16 protein-coding genes are annotated in these 18,197 nt (G+C 71.6%); 4 read left to right on the top strand and 12 right to left on the bottom strand.

Translation table 11 applies throughout. The features are described 5' to 3' along the window. Nucleotides 1-118: 118 nt before the first annotated feature. From BJ958_RS21930 to BJ958_RS21875, 12 genes are all read right to left on the bottom strand, one after another. Nucleotides 119-1,114: an NADPH:quinone oxidoreductase family protein gene (locus tag BJ958_RS21930; RefSeq protein ID WP_218865935.1), complete on the bottom strand. Its 996-nt coding sequence runs from the start codon at nt 1,112-1,114 to the stop codon at nt 119-121. A gap of 11 nt (nt 1,115-1,125) precedes the next feature. Next, entirely contained in the window at nt 1,126-1,347 is a 222-nt protein-coding gene (locus tag BJ958_RS21925) for a biotin/lipoyl-binding carrier protein (RefSeq protein WP_179728960.1), read from the bottom strand. 15 nt (nt 1,348-1,362) lie between these two features. Next, nucleotides 1,363-2,715: an acetyl-CoA carboxylase biotin carboxylase subunit gene (locus tag BJ958_RS21920; protein WP_179728959.1), complete on the bottom strand. Its 1,353-nt coding sequence runs from the start codon at nt 2,713-2,715 to the stop codon at nt 1,363-1,365. A 14-nt stretch (nt 2,716-2,729) separates the two neighbouring features. Then, entirely contained in the window at nt 2,730-4,262 is a 1,533-nt protein-coding gene (locus tag BJ958_RS21915; protein ID WP_179728958.1) for an acyl-CoA carboxylase subunit beta, read from the bottom strand. 38 nt (nt 4,263-4,300) lie between these two features. Continuing rightward, nucleotides 4,301-6,496: an acetate--CoA ligase family protein gene (locus tag BJ958_RS21910; RefSeq protein ID WP_179728957.1), complete on the bottom strand. Its 2,196-nt coding sequence runs from the start codon at nt 6,494-6,496 to the stop codon at nt 4,301-4,303. A gap of 120 nt (nt 6,497-6,616) precedes the next feature. Beyond that, nucleotides 6,617-7,513, bottom strand: coding sequence for a LysR family transcriptional regulator (locus BJ958_RS21905; protein ID WP_179728956.1), 897 nt, complete (start codon nt 7,511-7,513; stop codon nt 6,617-6,619). Between the two features lie 63 nt (nt 7,514-7,576). After that, complete coding sequence (locus tag BJ958_RS21900) at nt 7,577-8,686, bottom strand: ABC transporter substrate-binding protein (protein WP_179728955.1); 1,110 nt, start codon at nt 8,684-8,686, stop codon at nt 7,577-7,579. A 198-nt stretch (nt 8,687-8,884) separates the two neighbouring features. Beyond that, a complete protein-coding gene (locus BJ958_RS21895) occupies nt 8,885-9,706 on the bottom strand; it encodes an SDR family oxidoreductase (protein ID WP_179728954.1) in 822 nt (273 codons plus the stop codon). Continuing rightward, nucleotides 9,693-10,559 carry an alpha/beta fold hydrolase gene (locus tag BJ958_RS21890; RefSeq protein ID WP_179728953.1) on the bottom strand — a complete coding sequence of 289 codons (867 nt, stop codon included), beginning with the start codon at nt 10,557-10,559 and terminating at the stop codon, nt 9,693-9,695. The genes BJ958_RS21895 and BJ958_RS21890 overlap by 14 nt, the downstream gene beginning before the upstream one ends. A 22-nt stretch (nt 10,560-10,581) precedes the next feature. Next, nucleotides 10,582-12,489 (bottom strand): flavin-containing monooxygenase, encoded by a 1,908-nt coding sequence (locus BJ958_RS21885; RefSeq protein ID WP_179728952.1) that lies wholly within the window; start codon nt 12,487-12,489, stop codon nt 10,582-10,584. Beyond that, nucleotides 12,486-13,298: an alpha/beta fold hydrolase gene (locus BJ958_RS21880; RefSeq protein WP_179728951.1), complete on the bottom strand. Its 813-nt coding sequence runs from the start codon at nt 13,296-13,298 to the stop codon at nt 12,486-12,488. The genes BJ958_RS21885 and BJ958_RS21880 overlap by 4 nt, the downstream gene beginning before the upstream one ends. Continuing rightward, nucleotides 13,295-14,125: an ABC transporter ATP-binding protein gene (locus BJ958_RS21875; RefSeq protein ID WP_179728950.1), complete on the bottom strand. Its 831-nt coding sequence runs from the start codon at nt 14,123-14,125 to the stop codon at nt 13,295-13,297. Before BJ958_RS21875 ends, BJ958_RS21880 begins: the two co-directional genes overlap by 4 nt. A gap of 229 nt (nt 14,126-14,354) precedes the next feature. Between BJ958_RS21875 and BJ958_RS21870 the strand changes: the two genes are divergently transcribed. The 4 genes from BJ958_RS21870 to BJ958_RS21855 are packed head-to-tail and all read left to right on the top strand — an operon-like array spanning nt 14,355 to nt 17,919. Next, nucleotides 14,355-15,185, top strand: coding sequence for an SDR family NAD(P)-dependent oxidoreductase (locus BJ958_RS21870; RefSeq protein ID WP_179728949.1), 831 nt, complete (start codon nt 14,355-14,357; stop codon nt 15,183-15,185). A gap of 25 nt (nt 15,186-15,210) precedes the next feature. Continuing rightward, nucleotides 15,211-16,062 carry an ABC transporter permease gene (locus BJ958_RS21865; RefSeq protein ID WP_179728948.1) on the top strand — a complete coding sequence of 284 codons (852 nt, stop codon included), beginning with the start codon at nt 15,211-15,213 and terminating at the stop codon, nt 16,060-16,062. Further along, nucleotides 16,059-16,751, top strand: a complete 693-nt coding sequence (locus BJ958_RS21860; protein ID WP_179728947.1) for an SDR family oxidoreductase — start codon at nt 16,059-16,061, stop codon at nt 16,749-16,751. Before BJ958_RS21865 ends, BJ958_RS21860 begins: the two co-directional genes overlap by 4 nt. A 19-nt stretch (nt 16,752-16,770) precedes the next feature. Beyond that, complete coding sequence (locus BJ958_RS21855) at nt 16,771-17,919, top strand: acyl-CoA dehydrogenase family protein (RefSeq protein WP_179728946.1); 1,149 nt, start codon at nt 16,771-16,773, stop codon at nt 17,917-17,919. Nucleotides 17,920-18,197 lie beyond the last annotated feature (278 nt).

Raw genomic sequence — 18,197 nt, 5'->3', positions numbered from 1 at the left:
GGTGGACAACGTGTTACTTCCAGGTCGGCGCAGTCCCGCCCGGCACACAGCAACACCAGCGCGAAGGGCGCCGGGCCAGTCGGCCCGGCGCCCTTCGCGTCGTCGTGGGACGGGACTGTCACGGTTGGAACACCAGCCGGCCGACGGTCTCGCCGTCGGCGAGCCGCTGCACGGCCGTGGGAACCGCGGCCATGCCGAAGGTCTCGCTGACGAACGGGCGCACCGCGCCGACATCGGCGAGGCGGGTCAGCTCGTCGTGGCAGGCGGCGACGGCGGCGGGGTTCTGGGCGTTGTAGAGGCCCCAGTGCACGCCGATGATGCTGTAGTTCTTGACCAGCGCGTGGTTGAGCGCGGCGCTCTGGATCTCGCCGCCGGCGAAGCCGATGACCAGGATCCGGCCCTCGAAGGCGATGCACTTCGTGGAGCGCTGGTAGGTCTCGCCGCCGACCGGGTCGTAGACGACGTCGGCGCCGCGGCCCTCGGTGACGTCCTTGACGACGGCCACGAAGTCCTCGGTCCGACGGTCGACGACCACGTCCGCGCCGAGCTGCTTGGCGTACTCGGCCTTCTCCGGGCCACGGACGACGCCGATCACCCGCGCCCCGGCGGCCTTGCCGAGCTGGATGGCGGCACTGCCCACACCACCGGCAGCGGCGTGCACGAGCAGGGTCTCGCCGGGCTGGAGGACGGTACGGCGGTGCAGGCTGAACCAGCCGGTCTGATAGCCGATGAACAGCGACGCCGCCTGGGCGTCGTCGAGCGACGCGGGTGCGGGGTAGGTCGTGTGCTCGTCCATCAGGGCGAGATCGGCGAACCCGCCGTAGGGCAGGGCGCACAGGCCCAGCACCCGCTGGCCGACGGCCAGTCGGGTGACCTCGGAGCCGACCGCGACGACCTCGCCGCACAGCTCGGATCCCGGCGTGAACGGCAGCTCGGGCTTGATCTGGTAGAGCCCGCGGCAGAGCAGCACGTCGGGGAAGTTCGCGGCGCTGGCGAGGACCCTGACCAGGACCTGGCGCGGGCCGGGCTCGGGGGTGGGGGCGTCGACCAGCTGCAGGACGTCCTTCGGCTCACCGAGGGACGTGACGGACCAGGCCTTCATCGTGGACTGCATCGGCGATCCCCTCAGTCCGTGGTGATGTCGATGAGGGGCTGGCCGGCGTTGACCATGTCGCCCTCGGCGACACGCAGCGCGACCACGACGCCGGCGGACTCGGCCAGGACGGGGATCTCCATCTTCATCGACTCCATGATGATGAGCGGTGTCTCCTCCTCGACCGCGTCGCCGGGGGCGACCAGGATCTTCCAGATGTTGGCGCTCATCTCGGCGCTGATCGTCTCCGGCACGGGACGGCTCCTCTTCTACTTGCTCTTGATGTTGGCGACGATGTTGGTGTCGTAGCGACCGGCGCTGAACTCCGCCGAGTCGAGCAGCTCGACCAGGAACGGCAGGTTCGTGGTCAGCGGGCCGATCTCGAAGGCAGCGGCCGCGGCGCGGGCGCGCTCGACGGCCTGCTCGCGGGTGTCGGCGTGGACGCAGAGCTTGGCGATCATCGGGTCGAAGTACGGCGTCACGGTGGTGCCCTGCGCGTAGCCGGCGTCGAGCCGGATGTCCGGTCCCGTGGGAGGTTCCCACACGTCGATGTCGCCCGGGCTCGGGAAGAAGCGCTTCGGGTCCTCGGCGCAGATGCGCAACTCGATGGCGTGCCCCTTCAGGGCCGGCGCGAAGTCGGCGGTGGTGGTGCCGGTCTGCGCGATGCTCAGCTGCTGCTCGACGAGGTCGACGCCGTGGGTGAGCTCGGTGACCGGGTGCTCGACCTGGATCCGGGTGTTCATCTCGAGGAACACGAAGTCCTCGGTGACGGTGTCGAGGAGGAACTCGACGGTGCCGGCGTTGAGGTAGCCCACCGATCCGGCGGCCAGCACGGCGCTCTCGTGGAGCCGTCGGCGTACGTCGTCGGACAGGTGTGGGGCCGGGCACTCCTCGACCAGCTTCTGGTGGCGGCGCTGCACCGAGCAGTCGCGCTCGCCGAGCGCGACGATGCTGCCGTCGGCGCGGCCGAGCACCTGGACCTCGATGTGCCGGGCGGTCGAGACGAAGCGCTCGACGAAGACGCGGTCGGAGCCGAAGCTGCGCTCGGCCATGGAGCGGGTGCTCTCGAACGCCTTGCGCAGCTGCTCCTCGTCGTGGGCGACGGCCATCCCGATGCCGCCACCGCCGCCGGACGCCTTGACGATGACCGGGTAGCCGATCCGGGCGGCCTCGGTGACGGCCTCCTCGACGGAGGCGAGCGCGTCGTCGGCGCCGCCACTGACGGGGACGCCGTGCGCCGCGACGACGCGGCGCGACTCGACCTTGTCGCCCATCGTGCGGATCGACTCCGGCGTCGGGCCGATCCAGGTCAGGCCGGCGTCGGTCACCTGCTGGGCGAAGTCGGCGTTCTCCGCGAGGAAGCCGTAGCCGGGGTGGATCGCGGTCGCTCCGGTCGACCTCGCCACCTCGATCAGCTGGGCGCCGTCGAGGTAGGCCTTGACCGGTACGTCGCCGGTGATCTCGTGCGCGATGTCCGCCTCCGCCACGAAGGGGAGGCCGGCGTCGACCGCGTGGTGCACGGCGACCGAGCCGACGCCGAGGCGGCGGCAGGTGGCGATCACGCGGCGCGCGATCTCGCCGCGGTTGGCGACCAGGACGCGCTGGGGAAGCGGGTTCGTCATCGTCGGTGCCCCTCTCAGAAGCTCGTCGGCCAGCCGCTGAGCAGGTGCTCACCGACGCCGTTGGTGCGGGCGAGGTGGTTGTCGCGCAGCGAGCGGACGATGTAGTCGCGGGTGTCGGCTGGGTCGATGACGTCGTGGACGCCGTAGACCCGGGCGACGTCGTAGCCGGTGGAGTCGCGGGCCATCTCGTCGAGGCGGCGGGCGTACTCCTCGGGGTGCTCCTCCTCGGTGATGCCGTGCACGACACCGACCGCGGAGCGCGGGTCCATGAAGCTGACCTCCGCGGACCACCAGGCGGCGCTGGCGTCCGCCGTACCGGCGCCGCCCATGTTGACGTAGGCCTGGCCGTAGTTCTTGCGCAGCATCACGGTCACCTTGGGGACGGTGACCTGCGAGAGCGCGTTCATCCAGTTGATCACCTTGCCGGCCACCTTGTTGCGCTCGGCCTCGAGGCCGATCAGGAAGCCCGGCTGGTCGACCATGAACACGACCGGGATGTTGTAGGAGTCGCAGAGCACCAGGAAGCTGGTCGCCTTGTCGCAGGCATCCGCGTCGATGGCGCCCCCCTTGAACATCGGGTTGTTGGCGATGAAGCCGACCGTCCGGCCGTCCACCCGGGCCAGCGCGGTGACCAGGCTCTTGCCGAAGCGGGCCTTGATCGGGAAGACGCTGCCCTCGTCGGCGACGACCTCGAGCACCTTGCGCATGTCGTAGACCTGGGTGCGCGACTCGGGGACCAGCGTGCGCAGCTCCTCGGCCCGGCTGCCCGACCCCTCCGGCACGGCGACGACGGGCGGCGCCTCGCCGTTGTGGGCCGGCAGGTACGACAGGAACTGCCGCACCAGCGCGATCGCCTCCTCGTCGGTGTCGGCGACGGCGTCGGCCAGGCCCGTCACGTCGGCGTGGACCTTCCAGCCACCGAGGACCTCGCCGTCGACCTCCTGGCCGGTGGCGCGGCTGACCAGCCCGGGGCTGGACACCGCCATCACCGTGCCCTTGCGGAAGACCGCGAAGTCGGCGCAGACGGTGTGCCAGGTGGCCGAGCCGAAGGCGTACCCGAACACGGCGGTCGCCCACGGGCTCTGCCGGTTGCGGCGGAAGCGGTCCTTCTCGTTGCCGTTGCCCATGCCGGTGCCGCCCATGACGTCGGGCATCCGGACGCCAGTCGACTCGGTGAGGAACACCAGCGGCATGCCGCAGCGCGCGGCCATGTCCTTGAGGTGCGCCATCTTCTTGTTGCTGACCGAGCTGCTCGAGGCACCCTTGACGGTGAAGTCGTAGGCGATGAGCGCCGTACGGCGCCCGCCCACGTCGCCCGTCCCGGTCACCTTGCCGTCGGCCGGCGTGACGTCCTTGTCGGCGTCGACCGGCGAGGTCGCGTAGAGGCCGAGCTCGTGGAAGGTGCCCTCGTCGACGAGCAGGTCGACCCGCTCGCGGACGTTGAGCACGCCGGCGGCCCTCCGCCTGGCGAGCTTGGCCTCCCCGCCCATCGCCAGGGCCGCTGCGCGGCGCTCCTCGTGGTGCTTGGCAGCAAGGGACTGCTCCATGGCGACGTCGCCCTCTTTCGGTTGGGTTGCTGGGTGTGTCAGTGGGTGGACGAGGCCGTACGACGACCGCGGCGCACGAGTGCGCGGGCCACCACGGCGGCCTCCTCGAGCTCGGCGAACACGGGGAACCCGCGCTCGCGGGCCCGCAGGGCGTAGTCGCGGACCAGCGCCTCCATGTCGGCCTTGCCGTCGCTCTTGAGCACCATCAGGTGGTGGCAGGGCGCAGGCCCGGCGTCCCGGGCGGCGGCGATCGCGTCGATGAGCGTGCCGGTCACGTCGCCGTGGGTGGCGCCCATGTTGCGCTGGATGATGCCGACGTTGAAGTGCGAGATGACGGCCGCCGGACGGGTCGCGTCGAGGACCGCGCCGAGGATGTCCCTGGCGACCGCGCCGCCGTTGACGGCCAAGGTCGGTGCCGGGGCGTCGATCGGGTTGGCCAGGCCGTTGCCGGGCGGCAGGCCGAGGCCGTCGAGGTGAGCGATGGTCGCGTCGGGCAGGCGCGGGGTGGTCAGCCCGACCCGCTGCATGGCATCCGCGGCGAGCACGCTGGCGCCACCACCGTTGCCGAAGAGCACGACCTCGTTGTTGTCGACCGCGTACCCGCCGTCGAGCAGGTCCATCGCGGCGAGCACGTTGACGAAGTCACCGAGGGTGTCGACGAGCTCGACACCGGCCTGGCGGGCGAGCGCGGGCCAGAGCCGGTGGTGGCCGGACAGGGCACCGGTGTGGCTGGTCGCCGCACGGGACCCGTCCGCCGTACGACCGCCGGCGAGGAGGACGACCGGCTTGGCGTCGGCGCGCCGGGACAGGACGTCGAGCACCGCCCGGCCGGAGGCGAGGGACTCCAGGTAGAGCCCGACGACGCGCGTGTCCGGCGAGTCGAGGAGGTGCTCGAGCATCTCGGCGGCGGTCAGGTCCGCGCTGTTCCCGATGCTGGTGACGCTGTGGAAGGCGACACCGCGGGCCTCGCCGAGGCGCAGGATGTCGACGCTGAGGCCGCCGCTCTGGGACAGGACGGCGACACCGCCGACCTCCTTGGGTGCGTCCGGGACGAAGGTGATCCGACCCCTGGTCGAGTGGGTGCCCAGGCAGTTCGGGCCGATCACCCGGGTGCCGAGCGCTCGCATCCGGGTGACCAGGTCCCGCTCCAGCTCGACGCCCTCGTCCGTCTCCGCGAAGCCGCTGGAGATGACCTGGGCGAAGCGGACCCGGCCCTCGGCCGCGGCGAGGGCCTCGGCGACCGCGCCCGACGGCAGGGCGACGTAGGCGTAGTCGATGTCGCCGGCCTCGGCCAGCGACGGCACGGCGGCGATGCCCTCGATGCTCTCCGCGCTCGGGTGGATCGGGACGATCGTGCCCGGGAAGCCGTAGCCCAGCAGGTTGCGGATGAACAGGGTGCCGCCGTTGGTGCCCTTGGCGCTCGCGCCGAGCACCGCGACCCGGCGCGGCTCGAAGAGCGGGCCGAGGTCGGCGGCCTCGTCAGCGGCGTGGTCGGTCGCGTCGTCCTCGGCCTCGGCGTCCAGCACGAACCGGGCATCGACCGCGACCGCGCCGGTGGACGAGACGATGACCGGGTTGAGGTCGATCTCCCGCACCTGCGCGGGGAGTGCCCCCAGCAGGCCGTCGGCGCCGGCGAGCCCGACGATCACGTCGACCAGGGCGTCGGTGCTGACCGGCGTGCGGCCACGCGCACCCTGCAGCAGCGGGAGGCCGCGCAGCTCGGCGAGCATGGCGGCCGCCTGGTCGCGGGTGATCGGCGCGACGCCGAACGCGACGTCCTCGAGCACCTCGACGAACACGCCGCCGAGGCCGACCATCACGGCCCAGCCGAGACCCTCCGTGCGGACCGCACCGACCACGACCTCCTCGCCCTTCGGCGCCATCTGCTCGACGAGGAAGCCCTCGCACTCGTGCCCGGCGTTGGCGAGGCTGGCGCGGATCGCGGCCGTCTCGGCGGCCAGCTGGTCACGGCCGACACCGATCCGGACCCCGCCGGCGTCGGTCTTGTGGACCAGGGTGGTCGAGACCGCCTTGACCGCGAACGGCCCGGCCAGGCCGGCCGGGACCTCGTCGACGTCGACGATCTCGACACCGGCCGGCACGGCGATGCCGCCGGCCGCGAGGAGCATCTTCCCGACGTACTCCGGCAGCACCTGGAGGCCGGACTGGAGGGCGTCCTCGACGACCCGCGAGGCCAGCTCCTGGACCGGGATCGTGCTCGAATCGATTGACACGGGACCTTCTCCTCATCGGCGTACGCAGGATCTGCGGCGTTGTGACGCAACGCACGCAGTCTCACGGGATCCGGCGAGGGGCGGGAAGATCGGAGTGACTGGCGGGGTGATACCGAAGCGCTATCGGCGGGGAGGGTGCGCGGCTTCCTTGAGCAGGCGCAGGAAGGTCTGCACGACGGCAGGGCGCGCCTCGTCCTTGCGCACGACGGCCGCGAGCGTGGCGCGGGCCCAGTCCTCGCGGATCGGGACGAGGATGACGCCGTCACCGCTGGCGGTGTACGGCGAGAGGGTGTTGGCCAGCGAGATGCCGACACCGGCCTGCACCATGCGCTGGGCGGCCTTCACGCCGTCGGTCGTGTAGACGACGTTGGTCTCGACGTCCGCGACGAGCCTCTCGAAGGCGCGGCGCAGGATGCTGCCCTTGGAGAAGAAGACGAGGGGCTCGCCGGCGAGGTCCGCGGCGGTGACCTCGTCCTTGTCGGCGATCGGGTGGTCCTCGGGGACGCAGAGCACCAGGTGGCCAGTGAGCAGGTCGACGTAGTGGAGGTCGTCGGCGAGCTCGTCGAAGCCGAGGTAGGTCAGCAGTCCGGCGTCGAAGTGACCGGTCTGGACGCCGTGGCGGACCATGTCGGACCCGCCCTCGGCGACCTCGAAGCGGATGCTCGGGTGCTCGTCGTGCAGCCGCTTCACGACGCCCGGCATGATCGTGTCGCTGGCGGTCGGCACGACCGCGAGGCGCAGGTTGCCGACCTTCAGGTTCTCCAGCGAGCTGGCCTCCTGGCGCATCGCGTGCTCGGCCCGGATGGCGGCCACGACGTGGGGCAGGATCCGCTCGGCGGCGTACGTCGGCCGCACGCCGTGGGCGTCACGCAGCACCAGGATGACGCCGAGGTCCTCCTCGAGCCGCTGCACCTGCATGGTGATCGTCGGCTGCGAGACGCCGAGCTCCTTGGCGGCCTGCCGGAAGGACCCGGTGCGGAGGGCGGCCTCCAGGTAGCTGAGCTGTTCGAACCGCATGTCGCGATGCTAGACCCGGCGACGGACCCGCACCCCCAAGGGGCGCGGGTCCGGCAGGGGTCGTCAGGCCCGGGCCGACTCGGCGACCAGGTCCTCGTAGGAGACCTGGCCCTCCTTGACGGTGCCGAGCTGCACGGCGATGTCGATCATGAAGTCGACCGCGTCCTTCGGGACCCTCCAGTCCGGCTGGATCTTCGGCACGACGACGTCGGTGAAGTGGGTGATGTAGTCCTTGGCGAACTGCTCGCCCTTGCCGTCGAAGCTCGTCTTGTTGAGCAGGTCGGCGGCCTTGTCGGGGTTGGCGACGACCCAGTCCTTGGCCTCGGTCTGGGCGTCCAGCCAGGCCTGGATGACGGCGGGGTTCTTCTCGAGGAAGTCCTCCCGGGTGATGAAGTACTGCACCTGCTGGTTGCGCAGGACCTCCGGCGTGCTGTCGGCGAGGAAGTCGACGTACACCCGGCCGCCGGTCTGCGCGGCGGCGAGCCGGGTGGTGGCCCAGGTGACCGTCACGTAGGCCTCGAGCCGCTTGGCCTTCATCTGGGCGATGCCGGAGGCGAACTGGCCGACGCCGACGTGCTCGACGTCGTCGTAGGTCATGCCCGCCGCCTCGAGGGCCAGCTTGAGCTGCTGGTCCGAGCCCGCCCCGACGGCGGCGACGCCCACCCGCTTGCCCTTGAGCGCCTTCATCTTGTCCTCGAAGGACGCCGAGTCGTCGGGGAAGTCGGTGCCGGCGTTCGCGACGATGGAGTACGTCGTCTCGGGGATCCGCATGCCGACCATGACCGGCCGCTTGCCCTTCTGGCCGTTGACGTAGCTGGCCATGGTCAGGATCGGGTCCTGGACCATGCCGTCGACGCCGCCGCCGGCGAGCAGCTGCATCGCCTGCACGCCGCTCTGCGGGAAGATCAGCTTGCCGATCTGCAGGTTGTAGGCCTCGAACTGCTTCTCGGAGACGTTGACCTGGTCGAGGAAGTAGTTGTCGCCCGGGGCGCTGGCGATCCGGAACCGGGTCGGCTTCGTGAGCGCCCCGGCCGCGCCGCCCTTGCCGGCGGCGCTGCCGCCGTCGTCGCCGCACGCGGCGAGCAGGCCGGCCGACCCGATCGCGAGCGCGCCCATCCCGGTGTAGCGCAGGAAGCCCCGGCGCGAGGTCATGGATCGCTGAGATCCGGTCATGTCCACTCCTTGTGGTGATCCGAGAGAGAGCTGGGACCGCCTCGACCGAAGCGGAGATTTCCCTTGTTTCTAGCGGCTTTCGCGCTCTTTCGACCTTGCGCGAACCGGTTTCCCGATCCTCGTGCGACCCGGTTCGCCAGTCAAGGACGGGACCCCGTCAGAACGGCTATCGGGCTGATAGGCCTTGTGAGACCGGGGTCACAGCGGGAGGTCGTCGAGGCCGGTCGAGTCCGTGGACAGCGACCCGCCCTCGACCGGGATCGTGGCGCCGGTGATGTAGCCGGCGGCGGGCGAGAGCAGGAAGGCGACCGTGGCCGCGACCTCGTAGGGCTGCCCGAGCCGGCCCAGCATGGTGCGCGCGGAGAGCATCGGCTCGGCCTGGGCACCCGGGCCGCTCACGAAGCGTGGGGACAGGAACAGGCCGGGTGCGACGGCGTTGACGCGGACCCCGCGGTCGCCGTACTCGGCGGCGAGCTGCTTGACCCAGATCTCCAGCGCGGCCTTGGCCGGCCCGTAGCCGGGCGAACGACGCCCCGCACGGGCGCCCATCACGCTCGACACGTGCACGATCGCCCCGGCGGGGCTCTGCGCGACCCGCGGAGCGAGGGTCTGGCCGAGCAGGAAGGCGTGGTGCAGGTTGACCCGCAGGTCCTGCTCCCACTCCGCGAGGCTGAAGTCACCCAAGGCCTTGCGCTGCATCTGGCCGATCACGTCGACGTACCCGTCGAGGACGTCGACCTCGGCACCGACGACCGCGGCGAGCGCCGCGGCGCCCTTCTCCGTCGTCACGTCGGCGACGACGTGGATCGCCTTCAGGTCGGTGGCGACGGCGCGCACGCTCGCCTCGTCGATGTCGACGCAGACGACCTGCGCGCCCATCGACACCAGCGTGCGCGCGACGTGCTCGCCGATCCCCGCTCCGGCACCGATGACCGCGTAGGTGCGGCCGTCCAGGCGGAACAGCGCGGAGTGGTCGACCTCGGTCGCACCGACCGGGTGCAGCGGGTCACTCGGCAGCACTCGTGGCTCCTTCGCGGGTCAGACCGGCGACGCCGGCGAGGAAGTCCTCCAGCACCTGCCAGGTCTCCTCGGGGTGGGAGATGTTGGGCGAGTGCTTGTGCGGCAGCTCGGCGACCTGCGCCTGCGGCAGGACCTCGCGCAGGTGACCGGTCCACGCCTGGTCGACGAGCGGGTCCTGCGTGCAGGCGACGAGCAGCACCGGCTGCTGGACGCCGCCGAGCGATGCGGGGTACGGGTCGGCCGGGCGCTCCACCTGCAGCGCCTCCGGGACGGGCGTGTGGATCGCCATCACGCCGGCGTAGTGACCGGGGACGACCGCCCACCGGTAGCGCTCGCGGACCTGGTCGTCGATGCCGGCGTAGTCGTCGACGAGCAGCCCGACGATGCGTCGTACGTCGGCCTCCGTGCCGTCGAAGGGGCCGAGCGCCGCACCCGCCTCGGTCCGCCAGGGACCGCCCGTGCCGCTGATGGTGGTGGCCGACGCGATCCGCGCCCGCAGCGCCGGGTCGGTCAGGCCGCGCAGCGCGACGGAGCCCCCGAACGACGAGCCGACCAGGTGCACGGGCTCGGTGATGCCGAGCTGGTCGAGCAGCGCGAGGACGTGGCGCAGCCGGAAGCCGAAGGGCGCCTGGTCGAGCCGGATCGCCTTGGCGCTGCCGCCGAAGCCGAGCAGGTCGGGGGCGATGACGCGGAAGCGCTCGGCGGCCAGCGGCAGCACGCCGCTCCAGGTGACGTCGGCGCTCGCGCCCCACGCCCCGTCGTGGAGGAACACCACGACGGGCGCGCCCTCCGGGCCGCCGTGCAGGTAGCGGGTCTCGAGGTCGTTGACGACGACGGTCTCGGTCTGGATCACGGGGATGTCTCTCCTGTTGGTGTCACGCGATGTCGTAGAGCTCGGGCTGCGCGGCGGCGGTGCCGTGCAGGTAGCGCTGCGCGGGGAGCGGCCACATGACCGTCGAGCGGCCCTCGGCGTTGTGGTACCAGCTGTGGGTCTTCGACCAGCCCCAGGCACGCAGGGCGCTCTGCTCGGCGATCTCGTCCTGGTAGGCCTCGAAGACGTCGGCGCGCAGGTCCATCGAGCGATGGCCGCCCTCGAGCAGCATCCGGATCGCGTCGACGACGTACGCCGCCTGGCACTCCAGGAAGAAGACGAGGTTGCCGTGCACCACCAGGTTGGTGTTGGGACCGTAGGCGCAGAACAGGTTGGGGAACCCGGGGATCGTGATGCCCATGTAGGCCGCTGCGTCGATGCCCCACAGCTCGTGCAGGTCGCGGCCGTCGCGGCCGGTGATCCGCATCGGCATGAGGTACTCCGACGCCTTGAAACCGGTGCCGAACAGGATCACGTCGGCCTCGACGTGCTCGCCGCCCGAGGTCCAGATCCCCGTCTCGTCGGCCCGGGTGACGCCGCCGGTCACGAGCCGCACGTTGTCGCGCTTGAGCGTCGCGACCCACGTGCCGTCGTCGCGCACGATCCGCTTCGAGCCCGGCGGGTAGTCGGGGACGATCGCCTCGGCGAGGTCGGTGCGCTCGCCGGCCTGCTGCAGGAGGTAGTCGGTCAGCACCCGCCGCAGCTGCTCGTTCTCCGCGGAGACGGCGCGCTCGGTCGGCGGGTAGTCGAGGTCGACGGTGACCGCCGAGAGCTGGCCGATGACGCGCGGCAGGAAGATCGAGAGCCGGTAGTAGGCCCGGTAGAGCGGCAGGCAGGCGAGCAGCCAGCGCTCGTCGGCCCCGATGTCCCGGCGCAGCTCCGGCGTCGGCATCAGCCACGGGGCACTGCGCTGGACGATGGTCACCTGCTCGGCGATCTTCGCGACAGCCGGGGCGAACTGCAGGGCGCTCGCGCCGGTGCCGATCACCGCCACGCGCTTGCCGGCGAGGTCGACGGAGTGGTCCCACTCGGCGGAGTGGAAGGCCGGGCCGGCGAACTTCTCGAGGCCCTCGATCGCCGGGATCGACGGCCGGTTCAGCTGCCCGACGGCGCTGATCAGCACGGAGTACGACGTGGTCGTCTCGCGCTGCTCCTCGTCGACCGTGGTGACCGACCAGGTGTGGGAGTCCTCGTCCCAGGCGGCTGCGGCGACCGCGGTACCGAACCGGATGTGCTCGAGGAGGCCGTTCTTCTCGGCGAACCCACGCAGGTAGTCGAGGATCACCGACTGCCGGCAGAAGTACGACGGCCAGTCGTGCGGGTGGAACGAGTACGTGTAGATGTGGCTGTGGACGTCGGTGCGGCAGTCCGGGTAGGTGTTCTCGCTCCAGGTGCCGCCGACCTCGTGGCCCTTCTCGTAGATCGTGAACGGGATCCCCGCCTGCTTCATCCGCAGCGCGGAGAGCAGGCCGGAGATGCCGGTGCCGACGATGGCGACGTCGAAGGTGCGGCCCGGGGCGAGCTCCTCGAGCGTCCAGCGCGGCGCCCGCGGGTCGACGCCGTCGGGCACGAACGCCGCCTCGATGAGGTCGTCGATGCCGTCGGCGGTCTCGCCCAGGCTCCACCGGCCGATCGCCTCGAGCACGCCGGCGGGCGGCTCGACGGAGACGGGACGGTCCTCGGCGAGGGCTGCCTCGAGCCGGTCGAGGGCGTGGGCACGGGCGGCGTCGGCGATCTCGGGGGCCAGGCCGCTCGCGGGAAGAAGCGCCGGGTCGGGGCGCCACTCGTCGCGCAGGACGGACACGTCGCCGGTGACGTGGGCGACGGTCATGAGGAGCGCCGGCACCTCGGTCGAGGCCGCGCGGGCGCGGATCTCCTCGATCGTGGGGAAGCTCGGGATGGTGCTGGTCATCGTGGGGTCTCCCGGTCAGCGATGGGGTGCTCGTCGAGGAACGCCCGGACCTCGGCCGCGAAGACGGCCGGGTCGGTGAGCGCGAAGAGGTGGGGGCCGGGCACGGACACGCGCCGTGAGCCGGGGTACTTGGCCGCCAGCGCGTCGATCGCCGCCGGCGGAGCGCTGACGTCGGCGTCGCCGCCGACGACCAGCGTCGGCACGGCGGGCTCGGGTGGGCCGAACCGGCCGACGTCGAGCATCGCCTCGAGGGCGTCCGCGTGGATCCGGGTGCTCGTCCGCGCGAGGGCGTCCCGGGCCCGGTCCAGGTCGTCGGCCGCGGCCGCGTCGCCGAACCAGCGCTCGAGCGTCACCGGCACCAGGGCGCCCATGTCGGGGGCGGAGCGGACGCCGGCCAGGCGCTGGAGCGCACCCTCGCGGGCGTCCTCGGCGAACCCGCCGCCGGTCGCCGTGAGCACCAGCGCCTCGACCCGGTCCGGGGCACTCGCCGCAACGGCCTGGGCGACCATGCCGCCCATCGAGACGCCGAGCACGACCGAGGTGTCGATGCCGAGGTGCTCCCACAGGTCGACGACGTCGGCCGCGAGCCGGGCCAGGGTCATCGGCTCCGGGCCCTCGTCGCTGCCGCCGTGGCCCCGGAAGTCCGGGCACACCACGCGGTACGACGACCCGAGCGCCTCGGCGAGGCGGGCGTACCAGGAGCCGTCGAGGCTGAGGGTGTGCAGGGCGGTGACGACGCGAGGACCGTTGCCGAAGGTGCGGTGGGCGATCGTCGTACCGTCGGACGCGGCGAAGCGCGCTTCGCTCACTTGTCCCCCTGGGCGGAGTCCACGGCCAGGACCTCCTTGCGGAGCAGGTCGGAAAGCTCCTCGAAGTGCTGGCGGAAGACGTCGGAGGACGTGCGCATCTCCTGGGTGCGCGGACGCTCCAGGCCGATCTCGATGTCGGCGATGATCCGGCCGGGCCGGGCTGCCATCAAGATGACGCGGTCGCTCAGCAGGATCGCCTCCTCCAGGTCGTGGGTCACGAAGATGACCGTCGGCCGCTCGGCCTCCCACAGCCGGATGAACTCCTCCTGCTGGAAGGCGCGGGTCTGCGCGTCCAGGGCGGCGAAGGGCTCGTCCATCAGCACGACCTTCGGGCTCTGCACCAGGGTCCGCGCGATGGCGACCCGCTGCCGCATGCCCTGCGAGAGGTGCAGGACGTCGGACTCGGCGAAGTCGTGGAGCCGGACCCGCTTGAGCCACTCGGTGGCCCGCTCGCGCCGCTCCTTCTTCGGGACGCCGCGCACCTCGAGGCCGAGCTCGACGTTGCTGCGCACCCGACGCCACGGCAGGAGGGCGTCGCGGGCGAAGAGGAAGGCGACGTCCTGCGAGGTCGAGGTGACCTCCTGGCCGCCGAGCCGGACCGAGCCGACGCGCGGGCGCACCAGGCCACCGGTCATGCTGAGCGCCGTGGTCTTGCCGCAGCCCGAGGGGCCGACGATGCTCACGAACTCCGATGGGGCGATGTCGAGGTTGAAGTCGTCGAGGACCTTCACGGCCCGCTTGCCGTGGATGAAGCTGTGCTCCACGTGCTCGAAGGTCACGCCGAGGCCGCGCGTCGCCTCGTCGCTGCGCACCGTGGTCGCCGTCATGTCATCACCTTCCAGCAAGGGTTCGTCCGGTCCCGGAGCAGGCCGCGACCAAGGGGTTCGCGCCTTGAGATCCCGAGGGCTTCACCGTGTGAGGCGGCTCACTCGGCCGGGTTGTTCGATCGTGGTTCCTGGCCTGCGGCGAGTCAAGGAAATCGGCGGCCACCCGGGCTATCGGGGCGATAGGGGACGACGCGTTGCACCCGGACGTGACGCGCACCACGCTGCAACCATGACATCCGCACAGCAGCCCCTGCCCACCGGCCGGGCGAGCTTCGACTTCGCCGGCCAGGTGGTCATCGTGACCGGTGCCTCCGGCGGCATCGGCTCGGCCGTCGCGGACGCCTTCGGCGACGCCGGCGCGCGGCTCGTCCTCCACGGACGACGCGAGGACGCGCTCGAGTCGCTCGCCCGCAAGCTCGCCGAGCGTGGCATCGAGGCGGTCTGGGTGACCGGCAACATCCGCACCCGCGAGACGGCCGAGGCGATCCGCGACGCCGCGCTGACGGCGTACGGGCGCATCGACGTGCTCGTCAACAACGCCGGCGGCAACTTCGGCGCCCGCCTCGAGACCCTCTCCCCCAACGCCTGGAACGCGACCATCGAGGCCAACCTCAGCGGCGCCTTCCACTGCGCGACTGCGTGCCTGCCGACCTTCGAGCAGCAGGGCAGCGGCGTCGTCGTCAACGTCGGCTCGGTGTCGGCCAACCACGCCCACCCGCTGCGCGGCGCCTACGCCGCCGCCAAGGCCGGGCTTGCCTCGCTGACCCGGACCATGGCCTGGGAGTGGGCCGACCGCGGCATCCGGGTCAACTGCATCGAGCCCGGCGCGATCCTCACCGAGTCGTCCCGCTTCGCCGCCGAGGGCGACATCCTCCAGCGGGTCGAGCGGTACGTCGCGATCGGACGGGTTGGCCGCCCCGAGGAGATCGCCGGCGCCTGCCTGTTCCTGTGCTCCGACGCCGCGAGCTACATCACCGGCGCGGTGCTGCCCGTCGCCGGCGGCCCGCTGACCTCCACCCCGGCCGACATCGACCTGGTCCGCCAGCCGGTCGATGCCTGATCCCCGTCCCGAGGAGCCTGACCCCATGACCGAGAACGCCGTGACCTCCGCACCGGTCCAGCGCACCCGTCCGGCCGCGGCCGACGACAGGGCGATCTTCGCCGAGCGGCGCCGGGCCCGCCGTCGTACCAACACCCTCGTCTGGGTCCTGCGCCTCGGGTTCCTCGTCGCGATCTACCTGCTCTGGCAGCAGGCCACGACACGCGGCTGGGTCGACCCGCTCCTCATCTCCACCCCGCGCGAGGTGTTCGACGCCTTCCGGCACCAGCTGACCGACTCGGTGTTCTGGGTCGACCTGCGCGCCACCTTCAGCGGCGCGATGGCCGGCCTGCTCGCCGGTGGTGTCGCCGGCATCCTGGCCGGGCTGGTGTTCTCCCGCTCCGAGGTGCTCGACCGCGCCGCGGCGCCGTACCTCACGCTGATGAACAGCCTCCCGCGCCCCGCCCTGGCGCCGATCTTCATCCTCTGGTTCGGCCTCGGCTTCACACCGAAGGCGCTGGTCGCCGCGAGCGTCGTCTTCTTCCTGCTGATGACCACCACGATGGCCGCGCTCAAGAGCATCGACCACGACGTCAGCCTGCTCACCCAGTCACTGTCGATGAACGCCCGCCAGCGCTTCTTCAAGGTCGAGCTGCCGCACGCGCTGCCCAGCATCGTCGGATCGCTCCGCCTCGGTGCCGTCTACTCCGTCCTCGGTGCCGTCGTCTCCGAGATGGTCGGCGCCTACGAGGGTCTCGGCCAGCGCTTGGTCGTCACCACCAACAACTTCCAGGTCGCCGAGTCGTTCGCCGTCCTGCTCGCCATGGGCATCATGTCGATGGCCCTCGACTACGCGATCCTCGGCCTGCAGAAGCTCATGCGGAGCCGGATCCGGTGACCACCCCGCGCCCGGTCGTCCTCGTCACCGGGGGCGCCTCGGGGATCGGTCGCGCGGTCGCGGCTGCACTGGAGCCGGACTGGCGGGTCGTCGTGCTGGACCGGGCGGAGGTGCGCCCGGACGGGGTGTGCGCCGACGTCACCGACCCCGGCGTCGGCGCCGCGGTCGGCGCGGCACTGGCCGCGCTCGGAGTCTCGCGCCTCGACGCGCTCGTCCACTGCGCCGGTGTCGCCGCGTTCGGCGGGCTCGCCGAGATGACACCGACCGAGTGGCAGCGGGTCGTACGGGTCAACCTCGAGGGCACCATCAACCTGGTCCAGGCCCTGTCCCCCACCCTCGCCGACCACGGTCGGGTCGTGCTCTTCTCCTCGGGTACGGCGTTCAAGGGTCCGGGCGGCGCGGCGGCGTACGCAGCCTCGAAGGCGGGCGTGATCGGCTTCGCCCGCAGCATCTGCGAGGAGCTGGGCGAGCGCGGGATCACCGTGAACGTGGTCGCCCCCGGTCTCGTCGTCACCCCGATGTCCGAGATCATCGCCTCCACCGAGGCGGCCAACATCGCCTCCCGCGCCATCAAGCGTGCCGCGACCACCGCCGACCTCGTCGAGCCGGTCCGCTTCTTTCTCTCCCCCGGCGCGTCCTTCGTGACCGGCCAGACCCTCGTCGTCGACGGGGGCTCCATCAAGCACTGACCCCTGGAGGCACACCCGGATGCGCACCTTGTTCGGCCCCGACCACGAGGCCTTCCGCGACTCGGTCCGGGAGTTCCTCGACCGCCGGGTCCGCCCGTACGTCGGCGAGTTCGCCGCCGACAAGGCGCTCCCCCGCACGTTCTGGACCGAGGCCGGCAAGCAGGGCCTGCTCGGCCTGGAGGTGCCGGCGGAGTACGGCGGCGAGCTCGAGGGCGAGCCCGACTACCGGTTCAACGCGGTGCTCACCGAGGAGCTGGCCAAGGTCACCATGGCACTCGCCAGCTGCTGGGGCATCCACGCCGACATCGTGGCGCCGTACCTCGTGCACCTGACGACCGAGGAGCAGCGCGAACGCTGGCTGCCCGGTGTCTGCTCCGGCGACCTGCTGACCGCGATCGGCATGACCGAGCCCGGCGGCGGATCCGACCTCGCCGCGCTCCGCACCACCGCCGTGCGCGACGGCGACAGCTTCGTCCTCAACGGCTCGAAGACGTTCATCACCAACGGCTACTCCGCCGACCTCGTCGTCGTGGCCGCCTCGACCTCACCCGGCAAGCGGGCGCGCGGAATCACGCTGTTCGGCGTCCGCACGGACACGCCCGGGTTCTCCCGCGGCCGCAAGCTCGACAAGGTCGGCCAGGCCGAGTCCGACACCGCCGAGCTGTTCCTCGAGGACGTCGTCGTCAGCGAGGCCGACGTGATCGGCGAGATCGACAACGGCTTCCCGCTGATGATGCAGCAGCTCCCGCAGGAGCGCCTCGGTGCCGCCGTCGGCAACCTCGCGCACGCGCGCCAGATCCTCGACGAGACCATCGCCTACGCCCGCGAGCGAACCGCGTTCGGGCAGCCGATCGGCAGCTTCCAGCACAATCAATTCCTGCTCGCCGAGCTCGTCACCAAGGCCGACGTCACCCAGGCCTTCGTGGACCAGTGCATCCTCGCCCACGCCCACGGCCGGCTCTCCCCGATCGAGGCCGCCAAGGCCAAGTGGTGGACCGCCCAGGTCCAGAACGACATCCTCGACCACTGCGTGCAGCTGCACGGCGGGTACGGGTTCATGAACGAGTACCGGGTCGCGCGGGCCTGGCGGGATGCGCGGGTCACCAAGATCTGGGCGGGGTCGAACGAGATCATGAAGATGTTGATCGGGCGCGACCTGGGGCTGTGACCTCCCGTCGAGGTGTGAGGCTCACCGGTGGCCGGGTCGCGCGGTCGGCCCGCGTTCCCGGAGGTCGAGGAGGTCGCACAGCGACTGTCGCGAGACCACCGGCCCTACTGCCGGAACTGTCCGCGCGCTTCAGCTGGTTGGCCGGCACCGTTCCGAAAGGCAGCGACGAGGAAGGGGCATAGATGGCCGGGTCGCACGGTCGGCCCGCGTTCCCGGAGGTCGAGGAGGTCGCACAGCGACCGTGACGAGACCACCCGACCAACCTCGAAAACACGCTA

It is taken from the genome of Nocardioides kongjuensis (assembly GCF_013409625.1).
In the GTDB taxonomy this organism is placed as follows: Bacteria; Actinomycetota; Actinomycetes; order Propionibacteriales; family Nocardioidaceae; genus Nocardioides; species Nocardioides kongjuensis.
The sequence above is the reverse complement of the archived record's forward strand: the minus strand, read 5'-3'. Positions and strand labels throughout refer to the sequence as shown.

Coding starts and splice junctions, on each gene's coding strand:
- BJ958_RS21930 (WP_218865935.1), bottom strand. CDS start 1,114: ATGCAGTCCACGATGAAGGCCTGGTCCGTCACGTCCCTCGGTGAGCCG.
- BJ958_RS21920 (WP_179728959.1), bottom strand. CDS start 2,715: ATGACGAACCCGCTTCCCCAGCGCGTCCTGGTCGCCAACCGCGGCGAG.
- BJ958_RS21915 (WP_179728958.1), bottom strand. CDS start 4,262: ATGGAGCAGTCCCTTGCTGCCAAGCACCACGAGGAGCGCCGCGCAGCG.
- BJ958_RS21905 (WP_179728956.1), bottom strand. CDS start 7,513: ATGCGGTTCGAACAGCTCAGCTACCTGGAGGCCGCCCTCCGCACCGGG.
- BJ958_RS21900 (WP_179728955.1), bottom strand. CDS start 8,686: ATGACCGGATCTCAGCGATCCATGACCTCGCGCCGGGGCTTCCTGCGC.
- BJ958_RS21885 (WP_179728952.1), bottom strand. CDS start 12,489: ATGACCAGCACCATCCCGAGCTTCCCCACGATCGAGGAGATCCGCGCC.
- BJ958_RS21875 (WP_179728950.1), bottom strand. CDS start 14,125: ATGACGGCGACCACGGTGCGCAGCGACGAGGCGACGCGCGGCCTCGGC.
- BJ958_RS21870 (WP_179728949.1), top strand. CDS start 14,355: ATGACATCCGCACAGCAGCCCCTGCCCACCGGCCGGGCGAGCTTCGAC.
- BJ958_RS21865 (WP_179728948.1), top strand. CDS start 15,211: ATGACCGAGAACGCCGTGACCTCCGCACCGGTCCAGCGCACCCGTCCG.
- BJ958_RS21855 (WP_179728946.1), top strand. CDS start 16,771: ATGCGCACCTTGTTCGGCCCCGACCACGAGGCCTTCCGCGACTCGGTC.